Annotated in this window: 11 protein-coding genes; 4 read left to right on the forward strand and 7 right to left on the reverse strand. The window is 59.3% G+C overall.

The window, feature by feature from the left end; genetic code table 11:
* Positions 1-30 precede the first annotated feature (30 nt).
* The 4 genes from ACZ5Y5_RS20155 to ACZ5Y5_RS20170 form a co-directional block, all read right to left on the reverse strand.
* Positions 31-2412, reverse strand: a complete 2382-nt coding sequence (locus tag ACZ5Y5_RS20155) for a TonB-dependent receptor (protein WP_464811864.1) — start codon at positions 2410-2412, stop codon at positions 31-33.
* A 105-nt stretch (positions 2413-2517) separates the two neighbouring features.
* Positions 2518-3315, reverse strand: coding sequence for an enoyl-CoA hydratase-related protein (locus tag ACZ5Y5_RS20160; RefSeq protein ID WP_464811865.1), 798 nt, complete (start codon positions 3313-3315; stop codon positions 2518-2520).
* Positions 3316-3364: 49 nt separating this feature from the next.
* Entirely contained in the window at positions 3365-4537 is a 1173-nt protein-coding gene (locus ACZ5Y5_RS20165; protein ID WP_464811866.1) for an alpha/beta hydrolase, read from the reverse strand.
* A gap of 65 nt (positions 4538-4602) precedes the next feature.
* Positions 4603-5469, reverse strand: coding sequence for an SDR family oxidoreductase (locus tag ACZ5Y5_RS20170; RefSeq protein ID WP_464811867.1), 867 nt, complete (start codon positions 5467-5469; stop codon positions 4603-4605).
* 436 nt (positions 5470-5905) lie between these two features.
* Between ACZ5Y5_RS20170 and ACZ5Y5_RS20175 the strand changes: the two genes are divergently transcribed.
* The gene (locus tag ACZ5Y5_RS20175) at positions 5906-7201 is read left to right on the forward strand and encodes a spinster family MFS transporter (protein ID WP_464811868.1); all 1296 of its coding nucleotides are present in this window, start codon (positions 5906-5908) and stop codon (positions 7199-7201) included.
* Here the strand turns inward: ACZ5Y5_RS20175 and ACZ5Y5_RS20180 are convergent.
* Both ACZ5Y5_RS20180 and ACZ5Y5_RS20185 read right to left on the reverse strand, forming a co-directional pair.
* Positions 7198-8736 (reverse strand): outer membrane protein assembly factor BamB family protein, encoded by a 1539-nt coding sequence (locus ACZ5Y5_RS20180; protein ID WP_464811869.1) that lies wholly within the window; start codon positions 8734-8736, stop codon positions 7198-7200. The genes ACZ5Y5_RS20175 and ACZ5Y5_RS20180 overlap by 4 nt on opposite strands.
* Positions 8733-9281, reverse strand: coding sequence for a c-type cytochrome (locus tag ACZ5Y5_RS20185; RefSeq protein ID WP_464811870.1), 549 nt, complete (start codon positions 9279-9281; stop codon positions 8733-8735). Before ACZ5Y5_RS20185 ends, ACZ5Y5_RS20180 begins: the two co-directional genes overlap by 4 nt.
* A gap of 884 nt (positions 9282-10165) precedes the next feature.
* On the opposite strand from ACZ5Y5_RS20185, the gene ACZ5Y5_RS20190 reads away from it, so the two are divergent.
* The 3 genes from ACZ5Y5_RS20190 (at position 10166) to ACZ5Y5_RS20200 (ending at position 11759) form a co-directional block, all read left to right on the forward strand.
* Positions 10166-10597, forward strand: coding sequence for a nuclear transport factor 2 family protein (locus ACZ5Y5_RS20190; protein ID WP_464811871.1), 432 nt, complete (start codon positions 10166-10168; stop codon positions 10595-10597).
* Between the two features lie 52 nt (positions 10598-10649).
* Positions 10650-11135 (forward strand): VOC family protein, encoded by a 486-nt coding sequence (locus ACZ5Y5_RS20195; RefSeq protein WP_464811872.1) that lies wholly within the window; start codon positions 10650-10652, stop codon positions 11133-11135.
* Positions 11136-11264: 129 nt separating this feature from the next.
* A complete protein-coding gene (locus ACZ5Y5_RS20200) occupies positions 11265-11759 on the forward strand; it encodes a nuclear transport factor 2 family protein (protein ID WP_464811873.1) in 495 nt (164 codons plus the stop codon).
* Positions 11760-11880: 121 nt separating this feature from the next.
* On the opposite strand, the gene ACZ5Y5_RS20205 is transcribed toward ACZ5Y5_RS20200, so the two are convergent.
* The gene (locus tag ACZ5Y5_RS20205) at positions 11881-12318 is read right to left on the reverse strand and encodes a YybH family protein (RefSeq protein WP_464811874.1); all 438 of its coding nucleotides are present in this window, start codon (positions 12316-12318) and stop codon (positions 11881-11883) included.
* Positions 12319-12330 lie beyond the last annotated feature (12 nt).

A 12330-nucleotide genomic window follows, 5' to 3' on the forward strand; every position in this document is an offset into this window, starting at 1 on the left:
TTCCTCCAAAATTGCCTTCAGCTCGGGCTTTCAACTGCGAAAACGATAACTTAGCCGGAACATCAATTCTCTTCCCCGGCTGACGCTTGCGAGGCGATCCCCCACCACGCCCGTGCTGGTCCCAGTACCGCTGCCGGAAAAGGGATCGGCAATGCTCAGCGTGTAATAATAGGTGTTGGTCAGATTTCGTCCAATGAACGCAAATTCCCAGGGACCGGAAGCCGGCTTCAGTGTCAAGGAGGTATCGAGCAGCGTATAGGATGGCTGCCGGCCACGCGGATCGTTAGACAGATCGGAGAAAAAATAGCTGCTCCAGCGAACATCGCTAGCCAGGACCGCCGTCAACGACGCTGAAACAGGCAGTTCATAGGTAAAGCCGCCGCTCAGATTCCAGCGTGGCGCTCGGGGAAGCGACTGCCCGCCCAGATTCTGTGTGGTCACACCCGACGAATTGATGGTGCATCCTTGCGCTATGGTCTGGCCAGGCCAGCACGGCGCCGTTGCATAGCTCAGATAATTGGCGTGGTTATAGGCTGCGGTCGCGCGCAAATCCAAACCGTCGATCGGAGTGCGATAGTTTAGTTCTCCCTCCAGTCCCTTCAGCCGCGCAGTGCCCGCATTCTGGGTGATATTGACCACACCGATGAATGTGCTGAGCTGCATGCCGTCCGTCTTGTAGCTATAGGCCGACAGCGTGCCCCGTAGCCGGCCATCGGGAGACTGCACCTTTATCCCGGCCTCGAAACCGCGGATCGTCTGTTGATCATAGCTGTTTTCGGGGCATGTGGTGGCACCGGAGCATAATATCGCAGCGGTCGGCACGTTGAACCCGCCGGACAGAAACCCTTCCTTGTAGGAACCGAACAAGGTCACTTCCCTGTTGGGGCGCCAGGATGCCGTCACCTCCGGCGAAAAGTCGTTGAACCGGCGGCGCGACGTCCTGACCGTGAGCGGCGCGTTCAGAATATTGGCCGGAGAAGGAGAATAGAAGACGTCCGGTAGCCGCTTCGCCTCCTGCGAATAGCGCCCGCCAACGTCGAGCTCTATGGTTTCGCCAGGCTTGAGGATGACTTGACCGTAAGCCGATCGTGACCATCCCTTCTGGTGGATGAAATAGGCCGCAAAGCCTGTCGCCACGTTCGGCGCGGCGCTGCTCAGCAGATAGCTGCCGCTGTAGGAATTGATGTCGCCGGTGCCGTAAAATCCGCCGAGAACGAAGTTGATCATTCCGTCGAAATCGGAAGAAAGCCGCACTTCCTGAGAGAACTCCTTGACCTTCAGCATCTGGCAGGCGGTAATGCCCAGGTTCGGGTCGGCCAGGACGTTGCTGCAATGATCCAGATTGGCGTAATAATAGCCAGTGGTGGAGGACAGGCGCAATTGGTCGCTCAGATTACCTGACAGATTCAAACTGCCAAGAAACTGTTCCTGTGTGGCGAACGGTTCGCCATCCGAACGCGGATTGGCATAGGGCGTGACCGGGATATTCCCGGTCTTCGTCACCGTATTGCGGCCGCTGGCCGAACAAGGAAGCCCCGCCGTGGCGCGCCGTCCCAAAGGATTGCAGGCGATATAGGTGCTGGTGCCCGCAATGCCGGCGGAATCGGTCTTGCCGTAATTGAGTTTAAGCGTGGCGTCAAAGTCGGGCGAAGGATCCCACTTCACGGTGCCGCGCAACGAAAAGTCGGTCGATCCGGGGTTGCGATCTTCCTGGCTCTTGAACGGGTTGCTGGCTGGCGTCACATCCTTCATCCAGCCCTGCATCGTGGAAACGATCCCGGCCAGCCTGACACCCAGCGTTTCGGTGACAGGCCCGGAAATATAGCCTTCGCCGCGGAATTCGCGCGCATTGACTTCATAACCAACGGATCCACCCATTTCGAACCGGTTGCCTGGATCACGCGAGCGTAAAGTGATGATGCCACCCGGACTGTTCTTGCCATAGAAAAGTGCCTGGGGGCCGCGCAGCACCTCTACCTGCGCCAGATCGGTTTCGCTCATGCGACGCACGGTGCTGCGCGCAACCTGTATGCCGTCGATGTTGAACGCCACCGCCTGATCCGCCAGCGACAGAATATCAGGACCGGAAACGCCGCGGATCGCCACTGTCCCGCCCTGGGTGCTGTTGCCCGATCCGCCGATCAGCAATTGCGGAACCGCCCGCGAAACGCCATCAAGATTAGTGATGCCGCGCTCTGCGAGTTGATCGCCACTGATAGCGCTCACGACGACAGGCACCGACATGAGCGTTTCCTCGCGCTTGCGTGCCGTTACCACAATCTCTTCTGAAGGCGTCCCGCCAGTTGCGGCTTGATCCTTCGCCTGTTCCGCCGCGTGCGCCGGGCACAATCCAGAACCGATCAACACCGCGCCCGCCAAAACCGCCAGCCGGTCACAACCTCGCTTGCTCATTCCTGCGTCCTCCCCCAATGCTGATGTCACCCGCTATGGCCACACCATGCTTCTTTGATTTCAGAATCCGGCGCTGACGCGGCACCGTGGCGCTGCGTCAACCTGTCAGCCTTCCAGCGTCCACGCCCTGTTGAGTGGCTGATATTGGGGCGTGGTGCGTTCACGCACGGCCCGCAGAGCTTCCTTCGCGTCAGGATGGCCGCTCATCTTGACCGTCAGCCCCTGTTCGAACTCATAGCCCGGCTTCAGGTCCATCGTTTCGACCCGATTGAGCACCTGCTTGGCCACGCGCACGGCGGTCGGGCTGAAGGATGCGCTCTTGCGCGCGATGCGGAGCGCCTCTTCCAACAAGGCTTCGGGTTCCACGACGATCAGTCCTGCCCCCATCTGCACCATCGTCTGCGGCGGAAGATGTTCGCCCGTGAAGTACATCAGCCGCACCAGATGCTGGGGGCCGATGCGGGCAAGGTGCGCTGCGCCGCCCATGACACCCACCGACAGTTCCGGCAGGCCAAAACGCGACTTTGTGGACGCAACGATTACATCGCACGCCGCCGCGACGGCAAGGCCGGACCCGATCGCCGTGCCCTGAACCGCACCGACCACGGGAACCGGACAGTCCTGGATCGCGAAGAAAGCCTCCCGGACGCGCCACATGCGTTCCGTGCCGTTTTCCGGCGTCATCGAGGCGAATTCCTCAAGGTCGTTACCGGTGCAGAAATGCTTGCCATCGCCGGTCAGCACTATGGCCCGGACATCTGTCATATAGCTATCCGGATTGTTGAAACATTCCGCGACTTCCTGATACATCGTCTGGTCAAGCGCGTTTCCAGGTGTCCGCTGGAGCGTCACGCGCCACACGCCACCGCCTTCATCCTTCAATGCAAGATGTGCAAAAGCCATTCACGATCCTTCCAATTTATATTCCGCCCGAAAGCGTTTCCTCTACCGCTCAATCGATCAGATTGCGGTCGGCCAGCCAGCCGTGCATGAGATCGATCGCCTGCTGGCGATGTTCGGGCTGGCCGTGATAATAATGATTGGCCCCGTCCATGATCCTGTAGGTCATATCCTTGGTCGTGGCCGCATCGACGAAGGCCTTGGTGTGCCAAGCGGGCACCGCCTCGTCGGCCGTGTTCTCGATCGCGAGCAGCGGAACGGAAATATGGGGCGCATGCTTCGCCGCCAGCGCATTGGTGTCATCGATCGACCATTGCGAGAGCCAGCCGCGCAGCGTGGAATAGCGCGCGATGCCCGCCGGGCTGGTATTGGCCCCGTGCGGTTCGCCCAGGAAGCACCAGTTTGGCTTGCGATCATTGCGATCGATCGTGGAATCGATCCAGCGCGGATCGGCCAGCGTACGGTGCAACAGCATTCCGCGCTCCTGCTCAACCCCGCCGTCCCGCTTCATCTTTTCCAGCAGTTCCTTAACCACCGCAGTACGCCTGCGGACCCGCTCCAGCTGCTTCTTGCGGTAATATTCGATATAGTCGGCGCTGAACGGCGCTTTATTGGGATTTCGCGGATCGTAAATGTCCAGTTCGGGATCGCGAAGATCGGGGTTGGACTCGTCCAGCACCGATGGATCGATGAATTCCAGCAATACCTGCGCCCGCGAAAGATGCGCGGCATGGAACATCATAGCATCGGCTTTGACGAGGTTGGTCAGGTCGATGGGTTCACCCGACGGCAGGCGATCGACGGTCGGATTTTCAGCCTGGGACTGATAGAAGGCCGTCAGCGAGCCACCGCCCGACCAGCCGCAGGCAATGACCTTGTCATAGCCCAGCTCTTCCTTGGCGTAACGCACATAGGCACCATAATCGAGCAGCACCTTTTCCATAATGACCGGCGTGTCGTTGCGCAGATAACGGCTGCCGGCCGCCATCAGGTGGAACCCTTGCTCCACCAGCGCGATCGGCAGCGGCAGCCAGTGAATCATTGCCGCAGGATGCATGTAGAGCAGAAGGGTCTTCGACGGCTTCCCCTTGGGCGTCATCAGCACGCCATCCACGCCGATACTGCCGTGCGACGATGCAAAGCTGTAGACTTCGCGCATCGTCGCCGGTTCTTCATAACTCAGGCAGATGTGTTGCCGCTCAATTTCAAACTTGGGACCGACCATTGCCTACTCCAGAAAATCGGTTGAAATGTTTGCTCTCACCTTGAACCAGGGGTCGCTGCCTTGCTTCAGGGCGACCGTCGCGTGCTGAACGCGGATGAAATTTCGGACGTGAAGGCGTTCATCTCGCCCGCGGGCATCGCATCGACAATTTCGCGATGCCGCTCCTCCAGCGCCTGCAGCATGACCCGGTCGGTATGGATATAAAATTGGTTCCGCTCGATCGCGGCCAGCACCATGCGGCCCACCTCATCGGGCGCAACGCCGTTCTGCAACACGCTCGACATGCGCTCGTCACGGCGTTCGGCGGAAGTGACCGGGCCTGATTGCGACGGTATCATTGCGGCGGAATGGTGCAGGATCGACGTCGCGACCGGGCCGGGACACAAGACGCTAACCCCGATCCCGCTACCTTTGAGTTCCGAGCGCAACGATTCCGACAGGCCCACCACGGCGGATTTGGCGGTGCAATAGGGAATGGTAGCAGTACCCCCTACCAGACCTGAGGCTGAAGCCGTATTCACGATATGCCCGCCGCTGCCCCGCGCCCGCATTCGCGGCAGCAACGCCTGAACGCCGTTGATGACGCCCCAAAGATTGATGCCCAGGCACCATTCCCAAAGCTCAAAGCTCAGATCGTCAATGTCACCGCCACCCGCGACGCCTGCGTTGTTTATCAGGATCGTGATTGGCCCCAGCCGTTCCTCAATTGCATCGATCGCAACGTCGAAGTCGGTTCGGTTCCGTACATCAAGCGGAAAAACCTCCACTTGCGTCACGGCGGAAAGTTCGGCCTTCGCCTTCTCAAGATTGGATCCATCGAGATCAGCCAGCCCCAACCTCACGCCAGCGGCCGCCAGAGCGCGCGCGATGCCCAGGCCTATGCCATTGGCTCCGCCGGTCACAAAGGCGGTGCGCCCACGCGCTTCTGTCATGCGCGCCCTCCTGTCACCAAAGCACGACGGCCCAACTCTTCTCTCCTGCAACGATCAACCGCGAGCGAGCAACCTATGGCTGCGCGCATAGCGATTGACCTTTAATTGCATACAGAAAATATCTTTGCAAGAGCCGGTCGCCGATAGCGAAGCAGCGATAAAACATGTCGTTAAATCGAACAACATGCTGATATTTTGTTATATTTAAGGCATTTTTCAAAGAATGCGATTGGGCCAGCAGGAGCCGAAACCCAGGCATCCCAGTTGACAACCGTGACGGCACAGACCAATTCATGCATACATTGCCGACGGCCATGCGGATATTTTTCCAATCCGCCACCTTTGAATCGGAGCAACGCTGCCTGTGGCGCATCGGGATAATCGGGCAGACGATAGCGAAAAATTCGACGCGATTGCGAACGCGAGACCTGGCGACATGATGACGCCGTGGCGACGCCATCTCGGCCTGGCGTTTCTTTCGCTCGCCTACATGCTGAACTATGTGGACCGGCAGATGCTGGCCGTGCTGATCGAGCCTATCCGGCGCGATCTGCGCATAAGCGACACGCAGATAGGCCTGTTGAGCGGCACATTATTTGCGATATTCTACACCTTCATGAGCGTTCCCATCGCGGCTATGGCGGACCGCATGCGGCGAGTTCCACTGGTCAGCTTCGCCTGTTTCGGATGGAGCCTGTTCACAGGGTTATCCGGACTGGTGACAAGCTTCGCGCAACTCGCCGCGGCCAGGATTGGCGTCGCGATCGGCGAAGCGGGCGGACTGTCGCCGTCGCTATCGATCATCAGTGACTATTTTCCACCCCGGTTCCGGGTGCGGTCCATCGGGATGCTCACCGCATTCGCGCCGGTCGGCGTCATGATAGGAGCTTTGGGAGGCGGGCTGATCGCTGAAGCGCATGGCTGGCGGATGGCGTTCATCGTGCCGGCGATTGTAGGCATGATCGTTGCGCCAGCCATGTTCTTTCTCGCTCCGGAACCTCGAAGAGGAACATTCGATCCGCCAGCCGCCTCCGATAACGAGCGGACGAGCTTCGCATCGGTGGCGATGCTGTTCGTCAGGCTCCCCAGCCTTGGGTTGGCCGCCCTTTCAGGCGGCCTGTGCGCCATCATCAGCAATGCGGTCATGGGCTGGATGCCGGCCCTGATGATGCGCGGCTATGGCGCATCGCTGCGCGATGTGGCCTTCTTCTTCGGCCCAGTGGTTGGCTTCGCCCTGATGTGCGGCGCCCTTGGCAGCGGATGGATCGTTTCACGCCTTATCGGACGATCGATGCGGGCCTACATGCTGGTACCGGCCGCCGCGATGCTCGTTTGCGCGCCCCTGTTCCTCATGGCCCTTTGCGCCAACAACTGGCCTGCCATGCTCGCAATCGCTTTCCTGCCGATCGTGATGATCAGCACAGCCATCCCACCGATCGTCGCCTACAGCCTGGACCTGGCACCTTCGGATGCCAGATCGATGACGTCCGCACTGCTCATGGTGATCGTCAACCTCATCGGGATCGGCCTGGGGCCGGTGATCGTAGGTGCTGCGAGCGACGCGCTTAAGCCGATGGCAGGCGACGACAGCCTGAGGATCGCCATGCTCGCCAGGCTGGTGCCCATGATGCTGCTGGCAGCGTCCACGCTGTACTTGGCATCACGCCGCATTGCGCAAGACCGGCGCCGCCTCGAACGAGATCGAGGGATGGTGCAGGCTGATCTCCATTAACGTCTCCCCCGGCCGCGTTTATCGGGGAGCGCGAAGACCCATAGGGTTTTGTTCCCGCTTCCTTCGCCTAGTTCGGGGGTCAGATTGCGCACGCCAACCTCATAGGGCGAACCTCCACCCGCGACCACGGCGACATATTGACGACCGCCATCGCCATAGCTGATAGGAAAAGCATTGGGCACATTGTCGAGGCGGGCCTGCCATAATATTTCGCCGCTATCCGCATCCAGCGCGCGGAAGTAGCGATCCCGCGATCCTTCGAAGACTAGGCCGCCGGCGGTGGAAAGAGCGGCCGCCATTTCTGGAGCACGCCGCCTTGCACGCCATTTGACGGTTCGCGACGTCAGATCGATCGCGGCAAACTGGCCGAAATTGCCGTCGGTTCCGGGGGGTGGCACCACCTTCATGCGATATTCGCTGCCGCCCGGTTCGTTCAGCGACAATGTCATGCATCCCTCGACCATCGGAACAAATAACAGGGAGCGGACGGGATCGAAGGCTGTTGCCGGCCAGTTGCGCCCACCGAGCGAACTCGGACAGATCAGCTTGTCCTTGTCGCGTACCGGCACCAGCGATGCGTCATGGCTTTTCCTGCCGGTCATGACATCAATGCCCGTCACGAGGGTCTGGACACCCAGATCCTGCGACCAGAGATAGCGGCCCGTCCGGGCATCCACGGCGTCCATGATACCCAGCTTGCCGATCGTTACGATCGCCTTCCCACTCGGAGCCGCCTTCATCGGCACGATCACCTGCTCGAAGCTCCAGTCCATATCCCACACATCGCCGGGGAAATGCTGATAGGCCCAGACGAGCCTGCCCGTCGCCGGATCAAGCGCAACCGTGCTGTTCGTGTAGAGCGCATCGTGAGAACCCGTCGTGCCCCCACCACCATTCAAAAGCATCGAGGCAACGTAAGTCTGCCCCGTGCCAAAATAGACCAGCCCCAGGTGCGCGTCATAGCTGCCCCCACTCCACACCGATCCGCCAAAACGCCGATCCAGCGGCGCACCGTTCCAACTGTCGTCGCCCGGTTCCCCTGGACGCGCGATCGTCTGAAAGCGCCACGCTTCCTTGCCGGTAGCCATCTCCAGTCCGACGATGAAGCAACCGCCCGGCACATCCGCGAGAGCGCATCCCGCCAGCCCCTGTATCACCTTATCACCAGCAATCAGAGGCGCGCCAGTCATCTGAAGAGCGTCGTTGCCCTGCCGGACCTCGCTATCCCACAGCACTGCGCCGGTTCGCGCGGCCAGCGCCAGCATATGGCCGTCCACCGTCGGCACATAAAGCGCCGTACCATGCAGGGCGAGGCCGCGTGGCTGACTGAGCGGCAGCCGCGTGGTTTCAGCGGGGCGCGCATGGACCCAGAGAATGTCGCCATTGACCGCATCGATTGCCTGCACAGCATGGTTGCTGACCAGATACATCACCCCGTCGTGGACTAGCGGCGCCACGCCGTTCGTCCCCTGCCCAAGCGACAAACTCCATTCAACCGCTAGGCCCCCGACCGTCCGCCGGTCGATCTGCTTCAAAGGACTATGGGCCTGCGCATCGCTCGTTCTACGCCAGCGATCCAGTCGGCATCTCCAGGCCTGCGCAGTATCGCGTCGGTGACGGGCGTGACTTCGGCAGCGAGCCGCGCCCTTCGCGCCTGCTCCGCTTCGCTCTGCGGATCGGTCCGCCTAATGGCGGCGTTGTCCTGCGCACCATCATGGTATCCAGAGGCAACGCGAGCAGAGGCCGTCTCCTCGCCACTCACCGTTGCAGCAACAGGCGTAGCAGCTTTCACCGCCGGAAGGATCAGGCTGGCTACGGCCCTCGCCTGATCCGGCGAAAGCGAGTTCGGTTGGGCGGGCGGCATGGTCGCACGAATATAGTCGGCGAGCGCACCCATATCCTGCTCGCCCCACCGCTCCACAAATTCCTGCCCTTTGAGGGTCGGGCCAAACCCGCCGCCAAGGGTCGCGCCGTGACAGCCCTGGCACTGTTTTTCATAAACGGCCCTGCCGATGGTCGGGGATTCCAGCGTGGAACCCCATGCGGCGACAGAGCAAAGGCCGACCAGCAAGGCAGCCAACCCCGCTCTTTGCCGCTTCCCCTGCGCGACGCGCCAAAAAAAAGCATACTCGGAATTTTCTCGTTCCCAAGCTAATGCAGAAAAGCCCATCCCCGCAACCTCCCGAATTTCTTTGATATGTTGCCTTAAGTTTTCAATCCCGAGACATGGTCAAGGCCGAGCACACATTGCCCCCCTTTCAACATGGTCAAAGCAGTTGATTAATGCATACATTATAGTTGGAAGCAAAATAAGGCCGTACTCCAGCCTCAACGGCATGCTGACCGCGATGAATGTATCGGCAGGGCGCTTCGGCAGCATTGATTGTGACGGAATGCGACTATCCATCGCCCGCAGTGTGCCAGGCTGGGCCTGCACAATGACGAGCCTGAGGAAGTCTGGTGCAAGATCGCAGGCGCAGAGCATAATGCCGGCGGCGACCTTTGGGCAGAACATGCCTATCGACCGCATGCCCGACCCACCCATACTCGATAGATGTGCCAACGCGGCTTGCTACCTTTCACTAGCCATTTATCGCTAATTCCGGCTTGCAGCACATTTTGATCAGGAGCAGATGACAGCCCGGCCCGACGCCACGACCTATTATACGCAAGGCGACGAAGGTTATACCCACTACCCTGGATTGCAGGCGCCGATGCGGCTAAAACTCACCGACCTTCTCTGATGCGGACGGACGGATGATATGCGTCTGGGCGGAAGCGCCGCTTGACAGCCTCACTGGCCGTTCTAAAATGCATACAAAATCGTGCACGCTTTGCTGCCTTGGAAACGAACCGGCCTATTTTCCGCAATATTTCGAATGCGGCGCAAGAATATTCAGGGCAACGGAGCATACATTATGATTCCGGCGCCAGACAATCCTGAATGATTTACCGGAGAAAAAAATGAGCGACAGCGAAGAAAACAAAAAGATAGCCCTCGAATATATTCGGCGCTTCAGCACGGGCGACATCGCTTATGCCCATGAATTGCTTGCAGATGACATCGAATGGTGGGTTCTGGGCGACTTGCCCTTTTCCGGGGTCATAACCAAGCCGGTCTTCCGCAAGAATAACGAGATGCTGGCTGGCCTGTTCAAGAGCTTTCCCCAGTGGATCGCGGACAGTGCGATCGCGGAAGGCGACAAAGTCGCGGTGATTTGCCACAGCGTCGGCGACACCAAGGGCGGATTTGAATATCGCAATAAATATCAAATCCTGTTCACCGTGCGCGACGGCCTGATCGTGCATGCGGAAGAATATATGGACACCAAACACTGCTACGATCTCCTTGCAGCTATCGAAGCGGAAGCCGCGCTCGTGGGCAGCCAGGGCTGACCCGCTTTCAGCCCGATCTTTCAAGTCACATATATTTGCATCGGAAGGCATTATGAAATTTCATCACATGTGCATCATGGTCAGCGACATCGACAAGGCTCTGGCCCTATGGCGCGACGTCATGGGCTTTCAGGTCATCCAGCGTCGGATTACCCCTGATAATGAAATGGTCGATCAGAAAACGATGGATGACATCGTCAGGGTCAAGGGCGCGCAGTTCGAAATGACGCTTTTGATGAATGCAGAAGGCGCGATGCTTGAAATCAATCGCACCATCACGCCGAAAATGGTCATCACGCCAAGGAACGAACTGGGCTATGACCGGACCGGCATTCGGGAACTGGGACTGGAAGTTGCCGACATCGACGCATGGTTCGAAAAAATCCGTGCGGCAGGGTATGAAACGCAGACCGAATATGTGTGGAATGCAGGCGCATTCGGCCGCAGCTTCCTGTTTTTCGATCAGGACGGCAATTTGATCCAGCTGTTTGAACGCAGCGTGGACGTCCAGCTGGAAGATCAGCCCGTCGTGGCCTGAAATTCCCGAAACGGGGGGTGCGGCAGGCGGCCTGGCCCACATTGGGCATGGCACCTGCCGTATCTATCCCCCATTTTCCCCTGCGCGACAGGATCAGGCCGACTTCACCAATTTCTCGAAGGTAAGATTATGCCGGACGAAGTGCAGCGGCTTCAGCGCAGATTGATGCAGCTGGAGGATAGGGTGGCCATTCAGGACAGGATCTGGGCCGCGCTCAATTTTTCGGATTTGGGTGACTGGGCCAGTGCCGGGGCCTGCTATGCAAGTGACGCAACTGTCGATCTCGTTGGCTATGACGCATCAATTTGGCCGGAACCGCTCGGTATGCCGATCACGCAATTCAGAAGGCAGGCCTCGACCTTCATGCCCGGCTTCTCCATACGCCAGCACATGGTCACGAATTTCAGCATCGCGACCGATGGCGACGAAGCGACGTCACGATCCCAGGTTCGTGCGATCCATGTGATGGATGATGGCGTTTGGGAAGCGTTCGCGAATTATCGCCACCATCTTCGTCGCGAAGAGAATGGCTGGGTAATCGACAAACTTCACGGTACCATCATCCATCAGACCGGTGCGGAACTGGTAGAGGCCGCGCGCCGCCGGGTCGCTGCCCAGGGTTGATCGAACCGTGGCGGCGGCTTACCCTGTGGCCGCCCTGATAATCAGAACGGCCACAGGATACCGCCGAAATAGTTAGCACATTGTGCGAACCGTCGACTGTTCCAGCCAACCTCAGAATGCTCTAGCTGGCGACGAGCGAAACATGCTCCTGCGCGATGCGCCACAGACCGTCATCATCCTGCACCAGCACCAACGTCTGGCGAAGCGATCGCCGGAATACCACACCCGCCGCAGTCTTGCCGTGGCTCTGTCCGGTCTGGCTGGCCCATGCGACGCGGCCGAGCCGGCTGACGGCCAGATCACCGCCTGCGCTGAAATAGAAGGATGAGAAATTTTCCAGCATTCCAGACCAGGCCGCAGAATAATCTTCCCAGCTCAGGAACAGCCTGTCAGGCGCTGCCGGAATAGCGATCATGAGCGGCCCGTCCTTGCGATAGTGGGACTGGACAGCGGCCATATCGAACGGACTTTCGCCCAGATTATAGGCGCCGATATAGGCTTCGATGGCAGCCACGACATCCTTCGTTTCCGTCTCGATCCAATCCTGGGCCTCCATCATCATCTTCTCCAT

Source organism: Sphingobium sp. TomTYG65, from assembly GCF_055395525.1.

What these genes read in the sequence shown, in the direction of transcription:
- ACZ5Y5_RS20155 (WP_464811864.1), bottom strand. Translation starts at nt 2,412, where the DNA reads ATGAGCAAGCGAGGTTGTGACCGGCTGGCGGTTTTGGCGGGCGCGGTG.
- ACZ5Y5_RS20160 (WP_464811865.1), bottom strand. Translation starts at nt 3,315, where the DNA reads ATGGCTTTTGCACATCTTGCATTGAAGGATGAAGGCGGTGGCGTGTGG.
- ACZ5Y5_RS20165 (WP_464811866.1), bottom strand. Translation starts at nt 4,537, where the DNA reads ATGGTCGGTCCCAAGTTTGAAATTGAGCGGCAACACATCTGCCTGAGT.
- ACZ5Y5_RS20170 (WP_464811867.1), bottom strand. Translation starts at nt 5,469, where the DNA reads ATGACAGAAGCGCGTGGGCGCACCGCCTTTGTGACCGGCGGAGCCAAT.
- ACZ5Y5_RS20175 (WP_464811868.1), top strand. Translation starts at nt 5,906, where the DNA reads ATGATGACGCCGTGGCGACGCCATCTCGGCCTGGCGTTTCTTTCGCTC.
- ACZ5Y5_RS20190 (WP_464811871.1), top strand. Translation starts at nt 10,166, where the DNA reads ATGAGCGACAGCGAAGAAAACAAAAAGATAGCCCTCGAATATATTCGG.
- ACZ5Y5_RS20195 (WP_464811872.1), top strand. Translation starts at nt 10,650, where the DNA reads ATGAAATTTCATCACATGTGCATCATGGTCAGCGACATCGACAAGGCT.
- ACZ5Y5_RS20200 (WP_464811873.1), top strand. Translation starts at nt 11,265, where the DNA reads ATGCCGGACGAAGTGCAGCGGCTTCAGCGCAGATTGATGCAGCTGGAG.
- ACZ5Y5_RS20205 (WP_464811874.1), bottom strand. Translation starts at nt 12,318, where the DNA reads ATGATGGAGGCCCAGGATTGGATCGAGACGGAAACGAAGGATGTCGTG.